16 protein-coding genes and 1 pseudogene are annotated in these 23,786 nt (G+C 64.4%); 11 read left to right on the top strand and 6 right to left on the bottom strand.

Annotated features, from left to right (window positions below):
- Positions 1-9: 9 nt before the first annotated feature.
- The 4 genes from ACGLHT_RS17145 (at position 10) to ACGLHT_RS17130 (ending at position 4,921) form a co-directional block, all read left to right on the top strand.
- Complete coding sequence (locus ACGLHT_RS17145) at positions 10-258, top strand: DUF2934 domain-containing protein (RefSeq protein ID WP_025339813.1); 249 nt, start codon at positions 10-12, stop codon at positions 256-258.
- A gap of 143 nt (positions 259-401) precedes the next feature.
- A complete protein-coding gene (gene glgX / locus ACGLHT_RS17140; protein WP_274120750.1) occupies positions 402-2,555 on the top strand; it encodes a glycogen debranching protein GlgX in 2,154 nt (717 codons plus the stop codon).
- 179 nt (positions 2,556-2,734) lie between these two features.
- Positions 2,735-3,544, top strand: coding sequence for an endonuclease/exonuclease/phosphatase family protein (locus ACGLHT_RS17135; RefSeq protein ID WP_025339815.1), 810 nt, complete (start codon positions 2,735-2,737; stop codon positions 3,542-3,544).
- Positions 3,545-3,844: 300 nt separating this feature from the next.
- Entirely contained in the window at positions 3,845-4,921 is a 1,077-nt protein-coding gene (locus ACGLHT_RS17130; protein WP_085692357.1) for an autotransporter outer membrane beta-barrel domain-containing protein, read from the top strand.
- A 117-nt stretch (positions 4,922-5,038) separates the two neighbouring features.
- Here the strand turns inward: ACGLHT_RS17130 and glgB are convergent, their stop codons facing one another.
- From glgB to ACGLHT_RS17115, 3 genes are all read right to left on the bottom strand, one after another.
- The gene (glgB, locus tag ACGLHT_RS17125; protein ID WP_075045676.1) at positions 5,039-7,249 is read right to left on the bottom strand and encodes a 1,4-alpha-glucan branching protein GlgB; all 2,211 of its coding nucleotides are present in this window, start codon (positions 7,247-7,249) and stop codon (positions 5,039-5,041) included.
- Positions 7,250-10,567, bottom strand: a complete 3,318-nt coding sequence (gene treS, locus ACGLHT_RS17120) for a maltose alpha-D-glucosyltransferase (RefSeq protein WP_274120749.1) — start codon at positions 10,565-10,567, stop codon at positions 7,250-7,252.
- A 171-nt stretch (positions 10,568-10,738) separates the two neighbouring features.
- The gene (locus tag ACGLHT_RS17115; RefSeq protein ID WP_137164387.1) at positions 10,739-12,757 is read right to left on the bottom strand and encodes an alpha-1,4-glucan--maltose-1-phosphate maltosyltransferase; all 2,019 of its coding nucleotides are present in this window, start codon (positions 12,755-12,757) and stop codon (positions 10,739-10,741) included.
- Between the two features lie 140 nt (positions 12,758-12,897).
- Between ACGLHT_RS17115 and ACGLHT_RS17110 the strand changes: the two genes are divergently transcribed.
- Positions 12,898-13,059: a hypothetical protein gene (locus ACGLHT_RS17110; RefSeq protein WP_003251307.1), complete on the top strand. Its 162-nt coding sequence runs from the start codon at positions 12,898-12,900 to the stop codon at positions 13,057-13,059.
- 140 nt (positions 13,060-13,199) lie between these two features.
- Here the strand turns inward: ACGLHT_RS17110 and ACGLHT_RS17105 are convergent, their stop codons facing one another.
- Positions 13,200-14,882 (bottom strand): AMP-binding protein, encoded by a 1,683-nt coding sequence (locus ACGLHT_RS17105; protein WP_085692355.1) that lies wholly within the window; start codon positions 14,880-14,882, stop codon positions 13,200-13,202.
- Positions 14,883-15,205: 323 nt separating this feature from the next.
- On the opposite strand from ACGLHT_RS17105, the gene ACGLHT_RS17100 reads away from it, so the two are divergent.
- The 4 genes from ACGLHT_RS17100 to ACGLHT_RS17085 are packed head-to-tail and all read left to right on the top strand — an operon-like array spanning position 15,206 to position 20,764.
- Positions 15,206-16,369 carry an isovaleryl-CoA dehydrogenase gene (locus ACGLHT_RS17100; protein WP_025339821.1) on the top strand — a complete coding sequence of 388 codons (1,164 nt, stop codon included), beginning with the start codon at positions 15,206-15,208 and terminating at the stop codon, positions 16,367-16,369.
- Between the two features lie 19 nt (positions 16,370-16,388).
- A complete protein-coding gene (locus ACGLHT_RS17095; protein WP_013973340.1) occupies positions 16,389-17,996 on the top strand; it encodes a carboxyl transferase domain-containing protein in 1,608 nt (535 codons plus the stop codon).
- A gap of 3 nt (positions 17,997-17,999) precedes the next feature.
- Positions 18,000-18,815, top strand: coding sequence for a gamma-carboxygeranoyl-CoA hydratase (locus ACGLHT_RS17090; RefSeq protein ID WP_189121252.1), 816 nt, complete (start codon positions 18,000-18,002; stop codon positions 18,813-18,815).
- A complete protein-coding gene (locus ACGLHT_RS17085; RefSeq protein WP_274120748.1) occupies positions 18,812-20,764 on the top strand; it encodes an acetyl/propionyl/methylcrotonyl-CoA carboxylase subunit alpha in 1,953 nt (650 codons plus the stop codon). The genes ACGLHT_RS17090 and ACGLHT_RS17085 overlap by 4 nt, the downstream gene beginning before the upstream one ends.
- Before the next feature lie 137 nt (positions 20,765-20,901).
- On the opposite strand, the pseudogene ACGLHT_RS17080 reads toward ACGLHT_RS17085, so the two are convergent.
- A pseudogene (locus tag ACGLHT_RS17080) lies at positions 20,902-21,276 on the bottom strand (S24 family peptidase); the annotation flags it as partial.
- A gap of 88 nt (positions 21,277-21,364) precedes the next feature.
- Entirely contained in the window at positions 21,365-22,030 is a 666-nt protein-coding gene (locus ACGLHT_RS17075) for a LexA family transcriptional regulator (protein WP_137164391.1), read from the bottom strand.
- Between the two features lie 130 nt (positions 22,031-22,160).
- Here ACGLHT_RS17075 and ACGLHT_RS17070 point away from each other — a divergent pair, with 130 nt between their 5' ends.
- Together ACGLHT_RS17070 and ACGLHT_RS17065 are read left to right on the top strand one after the other, a co-directional pair.
- The gene (locus ACGLHT_RS17070) at positions 22,161-22,472 is read left to right on the top strand and encodes a DUF6124 family protein (RefSeq protein WP_025339827.1); all 312 of its coding nucleotides are present in this window, start codon (positions 22,161-22,163) and stop codon (positions 22,470-22,472) included.
- A gap of 437 nt (positions 22,473-22,909) precedes the next feature.
- Positions 22,910-23,425, top strand: a complete 516-nt coding sequence (locus ACGLHT_RS17065) for a DUF4880 domain-containing protein (protein ID WP_137164392.1) — start codon at positions 22,910-22,912, stop codon at positions 23,423-23,425.
- The last annotated feature ends 361 nt before the right edge of the window (positions 23,426-23,786 follow it).

The raw sequence follows: 23,786 nt of genomic DNA, 5'->3' as shown, positions 1-23,786 counted from the left end.
AGGAGCGTCATGATGAGTGTTGATGAAAAGCGTATCCGCGAATTTGCCTACCAGATCTGGGAATCTGAGGGTAAGCCCGCTGGCCAGGAAGAACGCCATTGGGACATGGCGCGCAAGCTGGCCGAAGCCGAGGCGCTGGCACCCAAGGCGGCGCCGCGCAAGCGGGCGCCGGCCAAGCCTAAGGTAGCCGCTGAACCGGTTGAGAAGGCCGTGGCTGTGAAGAAACCCCGGGCGGTGAAAAAGCCGGCTGCCGGTTGAGCCTGTACCGGCCTCTTCGCGGGCTTGCCCGCTCCCACCCAGGCCTGAGTCTGGCCCCGTACCTGTGGGAGCGGGCAAGCCCGCGAAGAGGCCGGTACAGGCCTACGCAGCTCCCTCCACCACCACGGCCACAGAGGACCGCCATGAGCCCCCGCACCCCGAAGAAAACCCGCTCTGTCGCCCCGTCGCGTATCCGCGAGGGCCTGCCCTTCCCCCTCGGCGCCACCTGGGATGGCCTTGGGGTCAACTTTGCCCTGTTCTCGGCCAACGCCACCAAGGTCGAGCTGTGCCTGTTCGACTCCACCGGCGAGCACGAAATCGAACGCATCGAGCTACCCGAATACACCGACGAGATCTACCACGGCTACCTGCCCGACGCGCACCCAGGGCTGGTCTACGGCTACCGCGTGCACGGGCCGTACGAGCCGGAGAACGGCCACCGCTTCAACCCCAACAAACTGCTGATCGACCCGTATGCCAAGCAACTGGTCGGCAGCCTGCAGTGGTCCGAAGCACTGTTCGGCTACACCATCGGCCACCCCGACGGCGACCTGTCGTTCGACGAGCGCGACAGCGCGCCGTTCGTGCCCAAGTGCAAGGTGATCGACCCTGCCTTCACCTGGGGCCGCGACCAGCGCGTGCTGATCCCCTGGGAGCGCACGATCATCTACGAGGCCCACACCCGTGGCATCAGCATGCGCCACCCGGCGGTACCGGAAGAACTGCGCGGCACCTTCGCCGGCCTGGCCAATGACGAGTTGCTCAAGCACATCAAGGAGCTGGGCGTTTCCAGCATCGAGCTGCTGCCGATTCACGCCTTCGTCAACGACCAGCACCTGCTGGACAAGGGCTTGAACAACTACTGGGGCTACAACAGCATCGCCTTCTTCGCCCCCCACCCGCGCTACCTGGCCAGCGGCAAGATCGCCGAATTCAAGGAAATGGTCGCGCACCTGCACGACGCCGGGCTGGAGGTGATCCTCGACGTGGTCTACAACCACACCGCCGAAGGCAACGAGCGCGGCCCGACGCTGTCGATGCGCGGTATCGACAACGCCTCCTACTACCGCCTGATGCCGGATGACAAGCGTTACTACATCAACGATTCCGGCACCGGCAACACCCTGGACCTGAGCCACCCCTGCGTGCTGCAGCTGGTCACCGACTCGCTGCGCTACTGGGCCGGCGAAATGCACGTGGACGGCTTCCGCTTCGACCTGGCGACCATCCTTGGCCGCTACCACGACGGCTACAGCGAACGCCACGGTTTCCTCGTCGCCTGCCGCCAGGACCCGATGCTGAGCCAGGTGAAGCTGATTGCCGAGCCCTGGGACTGCGGCCCGGGCGGCTACCAGGTGGGCAACTTCGCCCCGGGCTGGGCAGAGTGGAACGACCGCTTCCGCGACACCGTGCGCGCCTTCTGGAAAGGCGACGAAGGCCAACTGGCCGACTTTGCCTCGCGCATGACCGCCTCGGGGGACATGTTCAACAACCGTGGCCGGCGCCCCTATGCCTCGGTCAACTTCGTCACCGCCCACGACGGTTTCACCTTGCGCGACCTGGTGTCGTACAACCACAAGCACAACGAAGACAACGACGAGAACAACCAGGACGGCACCGATAACAACCTGTCGTGGAACTGCGGTGTCGAGGGGCCAACCGACGACCCGGCCGTGAATGCCCTGCGCATGCGCCAGATGCGCAACTATTTCGCAACCCTGCTGCTGGCCCAGGGCACGCCGATGATCGTCGCTGGTGACGAGTTCAGCCGCACCCAGCACGGCAACAACAATGCCTATTGCCAGGACAGCGAGATCGGCTGGGTGAACTGGGACCTGGACCAGGAGGGCAAAGAGCTGCTGGCTTTCGTCAAGCGCCTGACCCGCCTGCGCCTGGCCTACCCGGTACTGCGCCGCTCGCGCTTTCTGGTGGGCGACTACAATGAGGCGATCGGCGTCAAGGACGTGACCTGGCTGGCACCGGATGGCAACGAGATGAGCGTGGATCAATGGGAAGACCCGCACGGGCGTTGCCTGGGCATGCTGATCGATGGCCGTGCCCAGGTCAGCGGCATTGCCCGGCCAGGCGCCGAGGCCACCGTGTTGCTGATCGTCAATGCCCACCATGACATCGTTCCGTTCGAGTTGCCGACGGTGCCCGAAGGGGATTACTGGAGCTGCCTGGTCGATACCGACCGGCCAGAGCTGCGCAAGGGGCAGCATCTGCAGTTCGACAGCACGTTCGAGGTGAAGGGGCGATCGTTGCTGCTGATGGTGTTGCAGCGTGATGAGGAGTGAACCTGAACCCGCTGGTATGTGTCCCTTGTGTAGGAGCGGCCTTGTGTCGCGATCGGGCCGCACAGCGGCCCCAGCTATTATTGCCTTGGTGCTGACAAACGGGGCCGCTGCGCGGCCCGATCGCGACACAAGGCCGCTCCTACAAGGATCCGCGCAAACCCGTTGACCGAGGAGTAACCGTGAACCCCGAAGCCGGCAGTAAAGGTTTCGCCAGTGTCAATCAGGCCCCGGCCGTGAAGCGGCTGCAGGTGCTGACGGTGAATACCCACAAGGGCTTCACCGCCTTCAACCGGCGCTTCATCCTGCCGGAACTGCGCGAGGCGGTGCGCAGCACCCAGGCCGACATCGTCTTCCTCCAGGAAGTGCTCGGCAGCCACGACCGCCACGCCGCGCGCTACCCCGGCTGGCCGCAGACTTCTCAGTACGAGTTCCTCGCCGACAGCATGTGGAGCGACTTCGCCTACGGCCGCAACGCGGTCTACCCCGACGGCCACCACGGCAACGCGCTACTGTCCAAATACCCGATCATCGAACATCGCAACCTCGACGTGTCGATCACCGGCCCCGAACGACGTGGCCTGCTGCACTGCATCCTCGACGTGCCCGGCCAGCACCAGGTGCATGCCATCTGCGTGCACCTGTCGTTACTGGAAAGCCATCGCCAGAAACAACTGCAACTGCTGCGCAAGCTGCTCGAGTCCTTGCCCGCCGAGGCCCCGGTGATCATCGCCGGCGATTTCAACGACTGGAAATCCCACGGCAACCGCACCCTGGGCCTGCAGCGTGACCTGCACGAGGCCTTCGAGCGCCACCATGGGCATCTGGCCCGCACCTATCCTGCGCGCCTGCCACTGTTGCGCCTGGACCGTGTCTACCTGCGCAACGCCGAAAGCCATGGACCTCGGATTCTGGGGCACAAACCTTGGTCGCACCTGTCGGACCACCTGCCGTTGTCGGTCGAAGTCAGGCTTAGCAATCATTCTTCATAGCCACGCCACGACAAATAGCGAACCCCGCTATACATCGCAGATTTATCAAAGGATTCAACACGTTGAACAAAACCACGGATCCTGAACACTTCCTTCACACTTTCTTGACGCAAGCGGCGGCCTCTCCTTAGCTGAACATATCAAGCAGTAAAGATCTCGCGCCGGGCCTCTAGCTCGCGCCTTCGTGCGCGCTGGCGAAAGCCTGGCGTGCTGGTTTGGGTCGCCCACTGTTTTTGCCGTACAGCTCGTGACAACAGGCCAGGTCCTAGGGCTGTAACACAAAAACAAAGGAGATCCGCCATGAAAAGCACCTCGAACCTCTTGCGCTTCGACAGCATTTTCTACGCGGTTTCCACGTCGCTGCTTCTGGCAACCCCGGTGGAAACTATCGCGTATGAACTGCAGGACGACCCGGCCTCGCCCGGTTTCCTGCAGCAACCGGCAGTACCACAGCTGTCGCTCGACCCGGTCAGCGCCAGTGGCTTGAGTATCGGTACCTTGAATGCGTTCTCGCAAAAGATGAGCGAGCGCCATGGGCAGGCTGCACCGGACCTGGTCGCCAGCCAGTGGGCGCAGTTCTTCCCCACCACCACGCGCGGTGGCGCGCAGCCCCCGGACCAGCTGGAGGCACCCAGCCAGCAACTGACGATCGGCCCGGACCTGTTCGTGCGCGAAACTGCAGCGGGCAATGTGCACCGCGCGGGGATCTTCGTGGGGCAAAACAACCTGCAGACCAGCTTCAACGGCATGCGCCGGCTGTTGGGCGACAAGCAACGCAACGCCGTGAACCTCAGCGGTGAAAGCCTGGGGGTTTACTGGAGCATGACCCATGAACAGGGCTGGCACCTGGATGCCGTGGCCATGGGTTCGCGCATCGACGTCAATGGCCGTGGCGAGAACGGCCAGCGACTGGACGACAGCGGCCACGCGATGACCTTCTCGCTGGAAGGCGGCATCCCCATCGGCCTGGGTGGCGGCTGGGTGATCGAACCGCAGGCGCAGTTGATCAACCAGCAGTTCTTCCCCGGCAGCCGGGCGCAGGAAGAGACCTTGCAGGCCTTCGACAGCCAGCCGAGCTGGAGCGGCCGGGTCGGCGCCAGGCTGTCCGGGCGTTATGAAGTACGCGGCATGCCGATCGAACCCTATGTGCGGACCAACGTGTGGTATGACTTCAGCAATGCCGATGAGGTGAAGCTGGACCAGGTCGACAAGATCTCCAGCTCGCGCTACTCGACCACGGTGGAACTGGGGTTGGGGCTGGTGGCGCGGGTGACACCTTCGGTGGCGCTGTTTGTCAGTGCCGATTACAGCAGTGACGTGGACGACAATGATCTGAATGGGTTGATTGGCAGCCTTGGGGTGCGGATGCGGTGGTAGGCAGGGTCGGCCCTTTCGCGGGTGAACCCGCTCCCACAAGGACCGCACAGGGTCTGAAGCTTGTGCAATACCTGTGGGAGCGGGTTTACCCGCGAAGAGGCCAGTACAAGCAACACATCAGGCTGGTTTCATTATCAGAACCCCAAGTGGCGGCAGGTTCAGGGCCAGCGACTGCGGCTGCCCATGGCTGGCTATCTGGTCACTCTCCACCACCCCCAGGTTGCCGACATTGGACCCGGCATACAGCTCTGCATCACTGTTCAACAGCTCCTGCCAGCGTTCGCCGAACGGCACGCCAATGCGATACCCCTCGCGCGGCACCGGGGTGAAGTTGGCCACCACCAGCACCGGCTCGCCACTGCTGCTCCAGCGCAGCCAGGCATACACGCTGTTCTGCGCATCGTCACCAATCAGCCACTGGAACCCCTGCGGCTGGCAATCCTGCTCATGCAACGCCGGCACCTCGCGGTACAGGCGGTTGAGGTCGCCGACCAGGCGCTGTACGCCCTGGTGCTCAGGGTACTGCAGCAGGTACCAGTCCAGCTCGCCATCGTGGTCCCACTCGCGCCACTGGCCGAATTCGCAGCCCATGAACAGCAGCTTCTTGCCCGGATGCGCCCACATGAAGGTGAGGTAGGCACGCAGGTTGGCGAACTTCTGCCAGCGGTCGCCGGGCATCTTGTCGATCAGCGAATGCTTGCCGTGCACTACTTCGTCGTGGGAGATGGGCAGGATGAAGTGCTCGGAATAGGCATAGATCAGCCCGAAGCTCATCTCGTTGTGGTGATAGGTGCGGTGCACCGGGTCGTTCTGGATGTAATGCAAGGTGTCGTGCATCCAGCCCATGTTCCACTTGTAGGCAAAGCCCAGGCCGCCCTGCTGGGTCGGCTGGCTGACGCCGGGCCAGGCGGTGGATTCCTCGGCGATGATCAGCGCGCCCGGGGCCTCGTGGGCCGCCACGCCGTTGAGGTGGCGGATGAAGTCGATGGCCTCCAGGTTCTCGCGCCCGCCGTGGCGGTTGGGCACCCATTCGCCGGCCTTGCGCGAATAGTCGCGGTACAGCATCGAGGCCACTGCATCGACACGCAGGCCATCGATGTGGAAGTGCTTCAGCCAGTGCAGCGCCGAGGCCATCATGAAGCCGCGCACTTCGTTGCGGCCAAGGTTGTAGATCAGCGTGTTCCAGTCCTGGTGGTAGCCCTCCAGGGGGTTGTCGTATTCGTACAGGGCGGTGCCGTCGAAACGCGCCAGGCCGTGTTCATCGGTGGGGAAATGCGCTGGCACCCAGTCGAGCAGCACGCCAATGCCGCCCTGGTGGCAGGCGTCAATGAAGGCGGCGAAGTCCTCGGCGCTGCCGTAGCGCGAGGTGGGCGCGAACAGCGACAGCGGCTGGTAGCCCCATGAGCCGCCGAACGGGTGCTCCATGATCGGCAGTAGTTCGATATGGGTAAAGCCCAGCTCCTGAACGTACGGCACCAGGCGCTCGGCCAGCTCGCGCCAGTTGTAATAGCGCCCCACCTCGCCCGCCTCGTCCAGCTCGCAGCGCCACGACCCCGGGTGCAGCTCGTAGATCGACAGCGGCGCGCTGTAGGCATGGCGCTGCGCGCGTTGCGCCATCCAGTCGTGGTCTTGCCAGTCGTGGCTGAGCGCCCCCGCTACCTTGGAGGCGGTGCTTGGCGGCAGTTCGGTGGCACGCGCCAGCGGGTCGGCCTTCAGGGGCAGTATGCCGTCCTTGCCCAGCACCTCGAACTTGTAGGTTTCGCCCACGCCCAGGCGCGGCACGAACAGCTCCCACACCCCGGCGCTGTGGCGCAGGCGCATGGGGTGGCGGCGGCCATCCCAGTTGTTGAAGTCACCCACCACCGACACCCGCCGCGCGTTCGGCGCCCACACCGAGAAACACACGCCGTCGACACCATCGACCTGGATAGGCTGGGCGCCGAAGCGCCCGGACAGGTCGCGGTGGTTGCCTTCGGCAAACAGGTACAGGTCCATGTCGCCCAGTTGCGGGCCGAAGCTGTAGGGGTCTTCGGTAATCTGCTCGCCACCGGCCCAGCCGATCTGCAGCAGGTACGGGTGTGCCTCATCGAGGTGCGCGGTGAACAGCCCCGGCAGGCTGCCCTGCTCCATTTCGGCGAGGACGCGCCCGTCATGCCGGGCCAGGATGCGCACATTCAGGGCAGTGGGCAGGAAGGCGCGGACCACCTGCCCGCCCGCGCCGTCGCCATGGGGGCCGAGTACCGCAAATGGATCGGCGTGCTCGGCGCGGGCCAGGGCGTCGAGGTCCCGTTGCCGAAGGCCGCCGTTTTCACGCGTGGTTGCATTCATCTATGACTCTCCCCAGGTACTGATCAGTCCATGCAGGCCATGCAAAGGCACGGCCAGCCAGCTCGGACGGTTCTCGGCTTCGTATGTGATTTCGTAGGCAGCTTTTTCCAGGCAGAACAGCTCCAGTGCGGCGCGCTCGCCCTCGGCCTGTTGCCAGGCGTGAGGCATGGCCGCGGTGGCCAGGCCATAGGCTTCGACAAAGGCATGCCGCGATTGGTGCAGGTACTGCCTGGCAACCCGTTGCCGGGCTTGGCGCGCCGGGTCGGAAAGGTCGACCGCAGACGCGCTGCGCAAGATCATGGCAGCAGCATAGTCGAAGGATCGCAGCACGCCGCTGACATCTTTGTACGGGCTGTGTTTTGCCCGACGCTCTTGCAGCGGCCGGGCCGGTTCACCTTCGAAATCGATGAGGTAGGCGTCGCCCTGCACCACCAGCACCTGGCCCAGGTGCAGGTCGCCGTGCACGCGCATCAGCAGGCCGCCCTGGGCCTGGCGGGTCAGGTTGGCGATGTGCTGGGCCAGGCCGTCGCGCTGTTGCTGCAGGTCGTCGACCAGCGCCTGGCTTTCGCTGTCGAGGCTGTCGCGGTGCTGGGCCAGCAGGTCGAGGGCATGGGTGAGTTCGGCACCGATCTGCGCACTCCAGCGTTCGCTGTCGTCGGCATCGCTCGGGCGTGGCTGGAAGGCCTCGTCATTGGTCGGTGCAGCCAGCAGCAGGTGCATCTCGCCCAGGCGCTGGCCGAGCAAGGCGGCAAAGCCGGTGAGTTCGGCCAGTGCATCGGTGTGCGCATCGGCGTCGAGGCTGGAAGGCTCCATCTGGTCGCGGATGGCCCGCTCCAGGGTGTTCTGGGTCCAGGCCCAGGCGTCGCCCTGGTTGCTCAGGTAGCCTTGGGCGATCATCAGCAGGTGTGGCGCCCCCTGCTCATCCACCCGGCTGACCCAGGCCAGCAGCGGCGAAATGTTGGCAAAGCCTGCGGCGGTCAGGTAGGCACTCATTTCCAGCTCTGGGTGCACACCCGGGTTGACCCGGCGAATCAGCTTGAGCACCACCTGGTCGCCGATCACCACCGAGCTGTTGGACTGCTCGGCGCTGAGGTAGCGCACGCTGCTTTCATCGTTCAACGCCAGGCCCGCCAACTGCTGCGTGCTTTCGAAGCGCAGCTCGCCCTCGCCGTTGCCACAAGGCAGATGCATACCGCCCTCACAGGCACGCAGCACCGCGCGGATGAATGGCTCGAGGACGAAGGCATCGGTGATCAGGCCAACCTGATGGGCACGGCGCACCCGTGACAGGGCCAGCTGTTGTGGCAGTGCGCTGTTGATCTGCTCTTCGGGCAGCAGGCCGAACGGCAGTTGATAGCGGTTGGCCACACCGTCGCTGAGCACTTCGATTTCACTAAGCAGCACCGGTGTGGTCGATGTGCCGAAACGCACGCCGTAGCACAGGCGCACCTGGTCGATCGGCCCTTCCTTGCCGGCGAACCAGCGCCGCTTGGGCAGGTACTGCGGCAGGATGGCGCTTTGCAGGGTATCGCTGGAGGGGGCCTCCAGCAGTTCTTCCAGGCGTTTGCGCAATACCAGTGTGGTCAATTCGGGTAACCCCTCGGTGGCCTGGATGTGCCAGCTGGGCATGCGGTCGTGGCTGGCCAGCAGGAACCAGTAGAAGGCGTAGGGTGGCAAGGTCAGCAGGAACGGCAGTTGCCCGATTGGCGGGAAGGCGCTGCCGCCGAGCATCTCCACCGGTACTTTGTCGGCGTATTGTGACAATTCCAGTTCAGCCGCCTGGGCGGCGCGGGAAACGTTGGCCACGCACAGGATGACTTCGGTATTGCCATCGCCGTCGGTGTACTCGCGCAAGTAGGCGAGGATGCGCCGGTTGTTCGGCGTTAGGGTGCGCAGGCTGCCGCGGCCGAAGGCCTTCTGCTGCTTGCGCACCGCCAGCATGCGCCGGGTCCAGTTCAGCAGCGAGTGCGGGTCGTTGGCCTGGGCTTCGACGTTGACGGTCTGGTAGCCGTACAGCGGGTCCATGATCGGCGGCAGCACCAGGCGCTGCGGGTCGGCGCGGGAGAAACCACCGTTGCGGTCCGGCGACCATTGCATGGGCGTGCGCACACCATCGCGGTCGCCCAGGTAGATGTTGTCGCCCATGCCCAGTTCGTCGCCGTAGTACAGGGTGGGCGTGCCGGGCATCGACAGCAGCAGGCTGGTGAGCAGTTCGATGCGCCGCCGGTCACGCTGCAGCAACGGCGCCAGGCGGCGGCGGATGCCCAGGTTGATACGGGCGCGGCGGTCTTCGGCGTAGTAGTTCCACAGGTAGTCGCGCTCGCGGTCGGTGACCATTTCCAGGGTCAGCTCATCGTGGTTGCGCAGGAAGATCGCCCATTGGCAGTTGGCGGGGATTTCCGGGGTCTGGCGCAGGATGTCGGTGATCGGGAAGCGGTCTTCCATGGCCAGGGCCATGTACATGCGCGGCATCAACGGGAAGTGGAAGGCCATGTGGCATTCGTCGCCCTCGCCTTCGCCAAAGTACGGGCGGGTGTCCTCGGGCCATTGGTTGGCCTCGGCCAGCAGCATGCGGTCGGGGTAGTTGGCGTCGATTTCGGCGCGGATCGCCTTGAGCACGTCGTGGGTTTCGGCAAGGTTCTCGTTGTTGGTGCCGTCGCGCTCGATCAGGTAGGGGATGGCGTCCAGGCGCAGGCCATCGACACCCAGGTCCAGCCAGAAGCGCATCACCCCGATCACAGCCTTGAGCACTTGCGGGTTGTCGAAGTTGAGGTCGGGCTGGTGCGAGTAGAAGCGGTGCCAGAAGTACTGGCCGGCGACCGGGTCCCAGGTCCAGTTGGACTTTTCGGTATCGAGGAAGATGATGCGCGTGCCGTCGTACTTCTGGTCGTCATCCGACCACACGTAGAAGTCCCGTGCCTTGCTGCCGCGCTTGGCATGGCGGGCGCGCTGGAACCAGGGATGCTGGTCGCTGGTGTGGTTGATGACCAGCTCGGTGATCACCCGCAGGCCGCGTTTGTGCGCCTCGGCGATGAAGCGGCGGGCATCGGCCAGGTTGCCGTAGTCGGGGTGCACGGCCTTGTATTCGGCGATGTCGTAGCCGTCGTCGCGGCGTGGCGAGGGATAGAACGGCAGCAGCCACAGGGTGTTGACGCCCAGCTCGGCAATGTAGTCGAGCTTGCTGATCAGGCCGGCGAAATCGCCGATGCCGTCGTTGTTCGAATCGAAGAACGACTTGATGTGCAGCTGGTAGATGACGGCGTCCTTGTACCACAGCGGGTCGTCGATGAAGGCTGCCGGGCGGGAACGCTTGGCCATGTGCGACTCCTTTCAATTCCTGGTTGCTCTGGCCCTGATGCACAAGCAACTGACTTGACACGATCCCTGTGGGAGCGGGTTTACCCGCGAACACCGGCGAAGCCGGTGCCATGCTCCGCGGCGCCTGCTTCGCGGGTAAACCCGCTCCCACAGGGGATGGCGTGTACCTGGCTAACGGGCCTTTTCGATGCGCCAGATACCGAACGGCAGATGCCAGGGTTCGATGCGCATCCATTGGGTCTTGCCGTACCACGACCAGCGATGCCCATTCATCAGGTCTTCACCCAGGGTTTCGGCGTTGTCATCCAGCCCCAGCTCCCACAGCGGCAGCTCGAAATGCGCCTCCTGGGCGTTGTGCGGGTCGAGGCTGATTGCCACCAGGATGTAGTTGTCGCGCTCGGGCGTGCGCTTGGCGAAGTACAGGATGTTGTCGTTCCAGCAGTTGAAGAACGCCACTCCCAGGTGGGTCTGCAAGGCGCGGTTCTGCCGGCGGATACGGTTGAGCTGGGCGATCTCGGCAATGATGTTGCCGGGCTGGCTGAAGTCGCGTGGGCGAATTTCGTACTTCTCCGAATCCAGGTACTCCTCCTTGCCCGGCAGCGGTGTGCCTTCGCACAGTTCGAAGCCCGAGTACATGCCCCACAGCCCCGAACCCATGGTGGCCAGCGCCGCGCGGATGAGGAAGCCGGCACGGCCGGAGGTGTGCAGGAAGTACGGGTTGATGTCGGGGGTGTTGACGAAGAAGTTGGGCCGGTAGCACTGGCTCCATGGCGGCTGGTTGAGCTGCTCGAAGTACTCGCGCAGTTCCTGTTTGTGGTTGCGCCAGGTGAAGTAGGTATAGCTCTGCGCGTACCCGACCTTTCCCAGGCGGGCCATCATCGCCGGCTTGGTGAAGGCTTCGGCGAGGAAGATGACCTCGGGGTGCCGGCTGCGCACATTGGCGATCAGCCATTGCCAGAACGGCAGTGGCTTGGTGTGCGGGTTGTCGACGCGGAAGGTTTTCACCCCCTCCTCGACCCAGCCGACCACCACGTCGCGCAGGGCCAGCCACAGCGACGGCACGGCCTCGGGTGCATAGAAATCGACGTTGACGATGTCCTGGTACTTCTTCGGTGGGTTCTCGGCATAGCGGATGGTGCCGTCCGGTCGCCAGCTGAACCAGCCGGGGTGCTCCTTGAGCCAGGGGTGGTCCTGGGAGCACTGGATGGCGAAGTCGAGGGCGATTTCCAGGCCATGCTCGGCCGCTGCTGCCACCAGGCGGCGGAAGTCGTCGCGGCTGCCCAGCTGCGGGTGAATCGCCTCGTGGCCGCCTTCTGCGCTGCCGATGGCATACGGGCTGCCCGGGTCGCCGGGCTCCGCCGTGAGGGCGTTGTTGCGGCCCTTGCGGTGCTGCATGCCGATGGGATGGATGGGCGGGAAGTACAGCACGTCGAAGCCCATGTCGCGGATCATCGGCAGGCGCTCGTGCACATCATTGAAGGTGCCGTGGCGCTCGGGGCTGTCGGTGATCGAGCGCGGGAACAGCTCGTACCAACTGGCGAACTGCGCGGCCGGGCGGTCGACATCGACGGGGAATTCACGGCTGCGGGCCAGGTAGCTGCGGTGCTCGGCATCGCTCATCAGGCGGGCGGTGGCGGGGTCGAGAAACAGCGCCACCTGATCGTCGGCATTCAGCGTGGGCAGGCGCTGCTGCAAGGCCTGGAGCTCCTCGCGCAGGGCACCGTTGCACAGCTCGATGCCCTTGCCCAGCATCAATCGACCTTCCTCCAGCTCCAGCCGAACCTCGACACCGGCGTGGTACTTCTTCTCCAGGTCGTGGCAATAGGTAGCGAACGGGTCGATCCAGGCCTCGATACTGAACAGGTGCGGGCCCAGTTCGGTGGGTGTGAACTCGGCCAGCCACAGGTCGTTGCCCGGCGAGTGCATGGGTATGCAATGCCAGCGCCGGCTGTGGGCCTGGCGCCAGTTGAGCATCACGGCCAGGCGGTCGTGGCCGTCGCTGTAGACCTTGCTGCTGACCGCCACCGGTTGGCCACTGATGGCCTTGGCGGCGAAGGTGCCGGCTTCGAGCACGGGTTGGGTGTCTTCGATCACGATGCGCGGCGCCAGCAGCGCCTGGGACAGGCTGATGGCCTGGTCCGGGTGATCGTTGGCCATGGGCACGCTTTCGAAGGGCTCGTTTCGTGACATCGGACCTTGCTCCCTCAGGCTGGTGGCGGTAAGGGTTCAGAGCCGGGCACAGGCGTGGGGTTCAAAAAAATTGAGCGAACGGCAGCTGCCAGGGGTCGAAGCCTGCAGCACCTCTTCAATTACCCAAGCGAGGTCAGGCCATGAACATTCCCATTCCACCGGAGACTCCCGATCCCAACATCGACGACCCGAGCCTGCCGCCGCCCGTGCCGGAGGAAGACCCGGACGAGCTGCCGATCAAGCCGACCGTACCGCCGACGGTGGGCGACCCGCCGAGCCAGGAACCACCGGTGAAGGCTTAAGGGTAGACCAGGATCTTGTGCTGGCAGGGCCGGCCTCTTCGCGGGCACGCCCGCTCCCACAGGTATTCCACAGAGCCCGAGGGCACTGAAGTACCTGTGGGAGCGGGCGTGCCCGCGAAAGGGCCGGAACAGCCAATGCATCAACCAGCAGTAACCGCCGATATCTCCGCCACACTGATCTCCCGCATGCGGAACTTCTGCACCTTGCCGGTCACCGTCATCGGGTACTCGTCGACAAAGCGGATATGCCGCGGCACCTTGAAGTGGGCAATGCGCGCCTTGCACCAGCCCTGCAGTTCCTCGACCGTGGCACTGTGCCCCGGGTGCAGCTTGATCCAGGCGACGATCTCCTCGCCATAACGGCTGCACGGGATGCCGATCACCTGCGCATCAGCCACCGCCGGGTGGGTGTAGAAGAACTCTTCCAGTTCACGCGGGTAGATGTTCTCGCCGCCGCGAATGATCATGTCCTTGTTGCGCCCGACAATGCGCACATAGCCGTGCTCGTCCATCACCGCCAGGTCGCCCGAATGCATCCAGCCGGCCGGGTCGATGGCATCTGCCGTGGCCTGGGGGTTGTCCCAGTAGCCGAGCATCACGCTGTAGCCGCGGGTGCACAGCTCGCCGATCTCGCCGCGCGGGACGATGCAGCCGTCGGCGTCCACCAGCTTGTTCTCCAGCTGCGGCTGGGTGCGGCCGACGGTGGTCACGCGCAGCTCCAGGTCGTCGTCCGGGCCGGTCTGCAGCGACACCGGGCTGGTTTCGGTCATGCCGTAGGCGATCTGCACTTCGGCCATGTGCATCTGGTCGATGACCCGGCGCATTACCTCGATCGGGCAGGTGGCGCCGGCCATGATGCCGCTGCGCAGGGTCGACAGGTCCATTTGCGCGCGCGCGGGGTGGTCGAGCATGGCGATGAACATGGTTGGCACGCCATAGAGAATGCTCGCGCGCTCTTCGGCCACGGCGCGCAGGGTGAGCTCGGCGTCGAAGGCGTCGTTGGGGTAGATCATGGTGCTGCCGTGGGTGATGCAACCGAGGTTGGCCATGACCATGCCGAAGCAGTGGTACAGCGGCACCGGGATCACCATGCGGTCACGTGCGGTCAGGCCCAGGCTTTCGCCGACCATGAAGCCGTTGTTGAGGATGTTGTAGTGGCTGAGCGTGGCGCCCTTCGGTGCGCCGGTGGTGCCGGAGGTGTACTGGATGTTCACCGGCTGGTCGAACTGCAGGCTTTGCTGGCGCTTCGCGTAAGCCTCGACGGAGGTCTGCCCTGCCCGCTCGGCCAGCGCTTGCCAAGGCAGGAAGCCTGCCGGCGGGTTGGCGGCCAGGCTGACCACACCGCGCAGGTCGGGCAGGCGTTCACTGGCCATTTCACCCGGGGTGGCGCTGGCCAGCTCCGGCGCCAGTTCCTGGACCATGGCGTGGTAGTCGGACGTCTTGAAGGCATCGGCACATACCAGCCAGCGGCAACCGGACTGGCGCAGCACGTATTCCAGCTCGCCCACGCGGTAGGCCGGGTTGATGTTGACCAGAATCGCGCCGACCTTGGCGCTGGCCAACTGCAGGATGCACCACTGGGCGCAGTTGGGCGACCAGATGCCGACCCGATCGCCGGTGTTCACGCCCAGGGCCATCAGGGCACGAGCATGCACCTCGACCTGCTCGGCCAACTGCCGCCAGCTGTAGCGCAGGCCCTGATGGCGCGACACCAGGGCCTCGCCGTCGGCACAACGGGCCACGGTGGCGTCGAAGGCCTGGCCGATGGTCTGGGTCAGCAAGGCTTGGTCCTGGCGACCGCGGGTATAGCTTGGTTGACTCATGGGTGTCCCTTCTTGTGGTTGTTCTGGGCACGACTGAAGCAAGCGGGAATACTCTGGCGCAGATTTACGTTTACGTAAAGGTGATGAGTCGATTGACAGTGAGCGCATGCAGGTTTACGTTAACGTAAAGGTGATGAACGACACCGCCCCTCAGGCATGACGCCGAACCCTGTGGGAGCGGGCGTGCCCGCGAATGCGATCACTCAGGCAATGACGGTGGTCCTGCTGACGCATTCGCGGGCAAGCCCGCTCCCACAGGGTCCGGCGCCAGATCCTTGAGCCAGGGTGTTTCCCATATTTCAAGAACAACAAGGTGCCCCAGCATGCATTACCCCACCCTGAACTTCGCCCTGGGCGAAACCATCGACATGCTCCGCGACCAGGTGCGCACCTTCGTCGCCGCCGAACTGGCCCCGCGCGCCGCGCAAATCGACCACGACAACCTGTTCCCGGCCGACATGTGGCGCAAGTTCGGCGACATGGGCCTGCTGGGCATCACCGTGCCGGAAGAATACGGCGGTGCCGGCCTGGGCTACCTGGCCCACGTGGTGTCGATGGAAGAAATCAGCCGTGGCTCGGCCTCGGTGGCCCTGTCCTACGGTGCCCACTCCAACCTCTGCGTCAACCAGATCAACCGCAACGGCAGCCACGAGCAGAAGCTCAAGTACCTGCCCAAGCTGATCAGCGGCGAGCACATCGGCGCCCTGGCCATGAGCGAGCCCAACGCCGGTTCCGACGTGGTGTCGATGAAGCTGCGCGCGGAAAAGCGCGGCGACCACTACGTGCTCAACGGCAGCAAGACCTGGATCACCAACGGCCCGGACGCCAACACCTACGTGATCTACGCCAAGACCGACCTGGACAAGGGCGCGCACGGCATCACCGCGTTCATCGTCGAGCGTGACTGGAAAGGCTTCAGCCGCAGCAACAAGTTCGACAAGCTGGGCATGCGTGGTTCCAACACCTGCGAGCTGTTCTTCGACGGCGTCGAAGTGCCGGAAGAAAACATCCTCGGCCAGCTCAACGGTGGCGTGCGCGTGCTGATGAGCGGCCTGGACTACGAGCGCGTGGTACTGTCCGGCGGCCCGACCGGCATCATGCAAAGCTGCATGGACCTGGTGGTGCCCTACATTCACGACCGCAAGCAGTTCGGCCAGAGCATCGGCGAGTTCCAGCTGATCCAGGGCAAGATCGCCGACATGTACACCCAGCTCAACGCCAGCCGCGCCTACCTGTATGCCGTGGCCCAGGCCTGCGACCGTGGCGAGACCACCCGCAAGGACGCCGCCGGGGTGATCCTGTACACCGCCGAGCGCGCCACGCAAATGGCCCTGGAGGCGATCCAGATTCTCGGCGGCAATGGCTATATCAACGAATTCCCGGCAGGCCGCCTGCTGCGCGACGCCAAGCTGTACGAGATCGGTGCCGGCACCAGCGAAATCCGCCGGATGCTGATCGGCCGCGAACTGTTCAACGAAACCCGCTGAGCACAAGGGACGGGCGCACATGGCTACCTTGCACACCCAGATCAACCCGCGTTCGGCGGAGTTCGCCGGCAACAGCGCGGCCATGCTCGAACAGGTCCAGGCCCTGCGTGGCCTGCTCGCCCAAGTGGCCCAGGGCGGTGGGCCCAAGGCTCAGGAGCGGCACACTTCGCGTGGCAAGCTGCTGCCGCGCGAGCGTATCGACCGCCTGCTGGACCCGGGCTCGCCGTTCCTCGAAATCGGCCAACTGGCTGCCCATGAGGTATATGGCGAAGACGTGCCCGCTGCGGGCGTGATCGCCGGCATCGGCCGCGTCGAAGGCGTGGAATGCATGATCGTGGCCAACGACGCCACGGTCAAAGGCGGTTCCTACTACCCGCTGACGGTGAAGAAACACCTGCGTGCGCAGACCATCGCCCTGCAGAACCGCCTGCCGTGCATCTACCTGGTGGACTCCGGCGGCGCCAACCTGCCACGCCAGGACGAAGTGTTCCCCGACCGCGAACACTTCGGGCGGATCTTCTTCAACCAGGCCAACATGAGCGCACTGGGCATTCCGCAGATTGCCGTGGTGATGGGCTCGTGCACCGCCGGCGGTGCGTACGTGCCCGCGATGGCCGACGAAGCGATCATGGTGCGCCAGCAGGCGACCATCTTCCTCGCCGGCCCCCCCTTGGTAAAGGCCGCCACCGGTGAAGTGGTGAGCGCCGAAGACCTCGGCGGCGCCGATGTGCACTGCCGCACCAGCGGCGTGGCCGACCACTATGCCGACAACGACGAACACGCCCTGGCCCTGGCCCGACGCAGCGTGGCCAACCTCAACTGGCACAAGCTGGGCAAGCTGCAGCGCCTGGCTCCGGTGGCACCGCTGTATGCCGCCGATGAGCTGTATGGCGTGGTGCCGGCCGATGCCAAGCAACCGTTCGACGTGCGCGAGGTGATCGCGCGCCTGGTCGACGGCTCGGTGTTCGACGAGTTCAAGGCGCTGTTCGGTACCACCCTGGTGTGCGGCTTCGCCCACCTGCACGGCTACCCGGTGGCGATCCTCGCCAACAACGGCATCCTGTTCGCCGAGGCCGCACAAAAAGGCGCGCACTTCATCGAACTGGCCTGCCAGCGCGGCATCCCGCTGCTGTTCCTGCAGAACATCACCGGCTTCATGGTGGGCAAAAAGTACGAAGAAGGCGGCATCGCCAAGCACGGCGCCAAGCTGGTCACTGCCGTGGCCTGCGCCCAGGTGCCGAAGTTCACGGTGATCATTGGCGGCAGCTTTGGCGCCGGCAACTACGGCATGTGCGGCCGTGCCTACGACCCGCGCTTCCTGTGGATGTGGCCCAACGCGCGGATTGGCGTGATGGGGGCCGAACAGGCCGCCGGCGTGCTGGCCCAGGTCAAGCGCGAACAGAGCGAGCGCAGTGGCCACCCGTTCAGCGCCGAAGACGAAGCCCGGCTGAAGCAGCCGATCCTCGACCAGTACGAGCACCAGGGCCACCCCTACTACTCCAGCGCCCGCCTGTGGGACGACGGTGTCATCGACCCGGCACAGACCCGCGACGTGCTCGGCCTGGCGTTGTCCGCCGCGCTGAACGCACCGATCGAACAGAGCCGCTTCGGCATTTTCCGGATGTGACCCATGAGCGATTTCAGCACCCTCGAAGTGATCCGCGACCCGCGCGGCTTCGCCACCCTGTGGCTGAGCCGCGAGGACAAGAACAACGCCTTCAACGCCTTGATGATCCGCGAGCTGATCGTCGCCCTCGACCAGTTGGCCGAGGACACCAGCCTGCGCTTCGTGCTGCTGCGCGGCCGCGGCCGGCACTTCAGCGCCGGCGCCGATCTGGCCTGGATGCAGCAGTCGGCGCAGCTGGACTTCAACACCAACCTGGATGATGCCCGCGAGCTGGGCGAGCTTATGTACGCTCTGCACCGCCTCAAGGCGCCGACCCTGGCCGTGGTGCAAGGCGCGGCCTTTGGCGGCGCGCTGGGCCTGATCAGTTGCTGCGACATGGCCATCGGTGCCGAAGACGCTCAGCTGTGCCTGTCGGAAGTGCGCATCGGCCTGGCCCCGGCAGTGATCAGCCCGTTCGTGGTCAAGGCCATCGGCGAGCGTGCCGCGCGCCGCTATGCCCTCACCGCCGAGCGTTTCAGCGGCGTGCGGGCCCGCGAGCTGGGCCTGCTGGCCGAGGTCTACCCGGCCAGCGAACTGGACGCCCAGGTCGAAGCCTGGGTGAGCAACCTGCTGCAAAACAGCCCGCAAGCGCTACGCGCGACCAAGGACCTGCTGCGTGAGGTGGACGACGGCGAACTCAGCCCGGCCCTGCGCCGCTACTGCGAAAACACCATCGCCCGCATCCGCGTCAGCGCCGAAGGCCAGGAGGGCCTGCGCGCCTTCCTGGAAAAACGCCGCCCCGCCTGGCAAACCGACGACAAGAAGGAGCCGCGCCCATGAGCCGCCCCGCTTTGACCACCCTGCTGGTCGCCAACCGCGGCGAAATCGCCTGCCGGGTGATGCGCACCGCCAAGGCCATGGGCCTGACTACCGTGGCCGTGCACAGCGCCACCGACCGTGATGCCCGGCACAGCCGCGAAGCCGATATCCGCGTCGACCTCGGCGGCACCAAGGCTGCCGAAAGCTACCTGCTGATCGACAAGCTGCTGGCCGCAGCCAAGGCCAGCGGCGCCCAGGCCATCCACCCGGGCTATGGCTTCCTGTCCGAGAATGCAGGGTTCGCCCGTGCCATCGAAGAGGCCGGGTTGATCTTCCTCGGCCCACCGGCCAGCGCCATCGACGCCATGGGCAGCAAGTCGGCGGCCAAGGCACTGATGGAAGCCGCTGGCGTGCCACTGGTGCCGGGCTATCACGGCGAAGCCCAGGACCTGGACACCTTCCGTGCCGCCGCCGAACGCATCGGCTACCCGGTGCTGCTCAAGGCCAGCGCCGGCGGCGGTGGCAAGGGCATGAAAGTGGTCGAAGAAGAAAGCCAGCTGGCCGACGCCCTGGCCTCGGCCCAGCGTGAGGCGCAGTCGTCGTTCGGCGATGCGCGCATGCTGGTGGAAAAGTACGTGCTCAAGCCGCGCCATGTGGAAATCCAGGTATTCGCCGACCAGCACGGCAACTGCCTGTACCTCAACGAGCGTGACTGTTCGATCCAGCGCCGTCACCAGAAGGTGGTGGAAGAAGCCCCTGCGCCAGGCCTGTCGGCCGAATTGCGCCGGGCCATGGGTGAAGCGGCGGTACGCGCGGCCCAGGCCATCGGCTACGTGGGCGCCGGCACCGTGGAGTTTCTGCTCGATGCCCGTGGCGAGTTCTTCTTCATGGAGATGAACACCCGCCTGCAGGTGGAGCACCCGGTCACCGAGGCAATTACCGGGCTCGACCTGGTGGCCTGGCAGATTCGCGTGGCCTGCGGCGAGGCCCTGCCGATCACCCAGGAACAGGTGCCGCTGATCGGCCATGCCATCGAAGTGCGCCTGTATGCCGAGGACCCGGCCAACGAATTCCTGCCCGCGACCGGCAAGCTGGCGCTGTACCGCGAGTCGGCAGCCGGCGAAGGGCGACGGGTGGACAGCGGGGTCAGCGAAGGTGATGTGGTGTCGCCGTTCTACGACCCGATGCTGGGCAAGCTGATCGCCTGGGGCGAAGACCGCGAACAGGCACGCCTGCGCTTGCTGGCCATGCTCGACGAGTTTGCCATTGGCGGGTTGAAGACCAACATCGCCTTCCTGCGCCGCATTCTCGCCCACCCGGCGTTTGCTGCAGCGGAGTTGGATACTGGCTTCATTCCGCGTCACCAGGAGGTTCTGCTGCCCGCGCCTCAAGCGCTGCCGACAGGCTTCTGGGAAGCCGCGGCCGAGGCCTGGTTGCAGGGCCAGGCCGCACATCAGCGGGAGGACGACCGCAGTTCACCGTGGGCCGAACGCAACGGCTTGCGCCTGGGCCTGCCGGCGCGCAGCAGCCTGCACCTGGCGAGTGGCGGGCAGGACCAGGCAGTTGCCTTGGAGCGCAGCGCTGCGTCTACCTGGCAACTGGTGGGCGAGCAGTTGGTGCATGACCAGGCGGGTGTGCGACGCCAGCATCTGGCGATCCGCCGCGGTGGCACGTTGTACTTGCAGTGGGATGGCGAGATGCATGCCATCGAAGCCTTCGACCCGATTGCCGAGGCCGAGGCCAGCCACAGCCACCAGGGCGGCCTGGGCGCGCCCATGAACGGCAGCATCGTGCGGGTGCTGGTGGAGCCTGGGCAGGTGGTGGAAGCAGGTACGGCGCTGGTAGTGCTGGAGGCCATGAAGATGGAGCACAGCATTCGCGCGCCACATGGCGGCACGGTGAAGGCGTTGTTCTGCCAGGAAGGGGATATGGTCAGCGAAGGGACGGTGCTGGTCGAACTGGCGGAGTAAGACTCCTGGGGGGCCGCTTTGCGGCCCTTTCGCGACACAAGGCCGCTCCTACAGGTACGGTGCATGCCCTGAGGTTGGTGCGGTACTTGTGGGAGCGGCCTTGTGTCGCGAAAGGGCTGCGCAGCAGCCCCGGCAATCTAGAAGGAGCCATGCACTCGCACGACCACACCCAAAAACTCGCAGCCTTCCTCACACAGGACTGTCGGATAGCGCGTATTCAGCGGATTGAGCATCCTGTCTCCGCCCTCCTCGACCAACTGCCGCAACACTGCCGGCCGCCCGGGCTGCCGCGCAATCACCAACCGACCAGGCTCTGCCGGCAGGCCAGTATCCACCAGCACACGCATACCCTCAGGTATGCTCCTGCCACTGGCGGCATTCACCGAGTCGTTTTCCACCACCAGCCAGAACGCATTGCCGGCGGGCATATAGTCCGTCTGGTCATGGGATTTGCTCGCCTCAGGCAAAGGCCCCTGCAAATCAGCCCAGCTCAGCACGGGGAAACGATAGCTCGTACTACCCCCTGCGGCTCCAAGACTTGCGCCATCCCTGTAGGAGCGGCCTTGTGTCGCGAAAGGGCTGCGCAGCAGCCCCGGCAATCTAGAAGGAGCCATGCACTCGCACGACCACACCCAGAAACTCGCAGCCTTCCTCACACAACAGCGCCGGGTAGTTGCTGTTGAGTGCCTTCAGGTACCGTTGCCCACCTTCCTCCGCCAGCTCACGGAAAATCGCCGGTTTGCCCGGCTGACGAGCGATAACCAGACGCCCTGGCTCGGCATCTACCCCAGGGTCCACCAACATCCGCATGCCCTGCGGCACACTGCGGCCACTGGCGGCACTCATCGCATCATTCTCGACAGTCAGCCAGAACGCCTTGCCTTGGGCCAGGTAGTCCGTCTGCTCGAACACACCTGGCTCCTCCCCATCTGCGATACCTAGCTCATCCCAGCCCAGCACCGGGTAGCGGAAGCACACGATGTATTGCATGAGGTCCAAGTCATCATCAGAGTCATCGACCTCGTAAATGCCACGCTCCTCGCCAACCTGACCAACAATGCGCAACTGTAGGCTGACGTTGTAATGGGGCATGCCAATCTCGACGAATGTGCGATTCATCGACTCGATCTTCGGCTGACGCCGCTTGTTCACCCAATGCCCCACGCTGCCTTGCGACACGCCAACGCGCTCGGCAAGCTGTTCTTGAGTGAGTCCTAGTTCCTCCATCCGGTCACGGACGAGGGCAATCCATTTATCCATATTCATCGCTGGCACGATACGGACTGCCTTCTAGCGCTCAATAAACATTCAGTATTATTTATCGGAAAGCACAAAAATACTTTAGGTATTAGTATCGACCTGAACCCTTTCCCTATTGGTGTTAGCAGGTATCAGGATGAAACCACCGAAAAACGACGAAACAGATCTCGACAGCGAAGCCGCCCGCCGCGCCCTCGACTACTACCTCAACCCCAACCCGCCGCGCCCCACCCTGGACAACAGGATCTGGACCCTGCACGAGGGTGTAACCGGCGACCAGGCCCAGGAACACGCCATCGCCCTGCTGCGCTGTGCCGCCGCCACCGCGCAGGAAACCGCCACCCACCAGCACGGCAGCCAGCGCGAACTGACCTTTGCCCTGATGCACATGATGGACATGGCGCGCGCACTGCTCGAGCACAAACGCACCGTGGAATCGGGTTTGTAAGCAAGAAGGAAGGGAGAGAACGTGATGGCCGGGTAACGGCGAAGGCCCCGATTGCCGGGACAAGGAAGCGCACCGGTAAAACTTTTTTACCGGATTAGCGAAAATTCATTTGACTGGCAAATGATAACGATTATTATTGCACTCAGCTGATCGCGAGATCTGCTGGATAACCTGGAGCTTAGGTCGCTCTCAGATTATCTCCTCATCAGGCTAATCACGGTTTTTGACCCAGCTTTTTGCTGGGTCTTTTTTTTGGCTCTTCAGGCTAATGAAGATCGTGATGGCGCGCATGATAGCAAAGGTGTTTCAGGGCGTGAACGCTCATTACAAAACTTTGCGGAATCAGCACTTGAGAATCAATCTCGTTTCGCCTACGCTGATCACGCATCACGGAAGATGCCCCCATCCCTCCCCCTCCATAGAGCAAGGAGCTGTCCATGACCCGTCTGCTGCTGCCCCTTGAGCACCCAACCCCTGCTGCCGAACATCATGCCGACGACGCCCTGCTGCACGCCCTGAAACGCCTGCCACGGCGTGTGCAACAGGTATTCCTGCTCAACCGCCTCGACCAACTGGACTTCGCCAGCATCGCCGCCCGCCTGGACCTGCCATTGGCGAGCATCGAGCGGCACATGGACCAGGCACTGCAGGCCGGTCGCTCGCGCCGGGATGTGCTGGCGAGTGTTGCCGGGCAATGGTATGTGCGCTTGCAGAGCCCGCAGGTGACTGCTTGTGAGCGGATCGACTTTCGTCGCTGGCTGGATGCGGATACGGCGAACCTGCAGGCGTTTCACGAAACTGAACTGCGTTGGCGCAGCCTGTTGGCGCCGGCACGGCAACTGGGCCATGACGGCTGGTACCGGCAAGGCCGGGCAGCGCTGTCGCTGGGCGGCTGCTCGATTGCGCTCGGGCTTGGTGTAGCAGCGTTGGTTCTGTTCGGGTTGTGGGCCTGATCACCACTCGACGGAAAGCGGGCCGCCAACCTCAGAGTCTCAGGTTTTCACGTGAAACCTAATTGGCAAACCAAAGCGCAGCGCTATGCTCGTGCGGCAGGTGCCAGTGCCTTTTAGTTGGGCTGGGTTACCACACTGCCGTCGAAGTGCTCGAGGGCACTCTCGTCTACACAGGGCAAAACATCAGGACAGAAGGAACGCTGCGTTCCCGACTCAGGTTCAACAGCACGGTATTGATCGCCCGCTGTGACATATCCAATCCAACCGCTGTGCCAACCTCTTCTCCCTGGTTCGTACACATCGTGACTTCGGGTCAAGACCTTACTCCCCCTTGAAGTGTCACAAAATAGGATGGGCGCAT

This window comes from Pseudomonas sp. PsB, from assembly GCF_043658375.1.
Lineage (GTDB): Bacteria > Pseudomonadota > Gammaproteobacteria > Pseudomonadales > Pseudomonadaceae > Aquipseudomonas > Aquipseudomonas putida_Z.
This window is presented reverse-complemented; position numbering and strand designations above follow the sequence as displayed.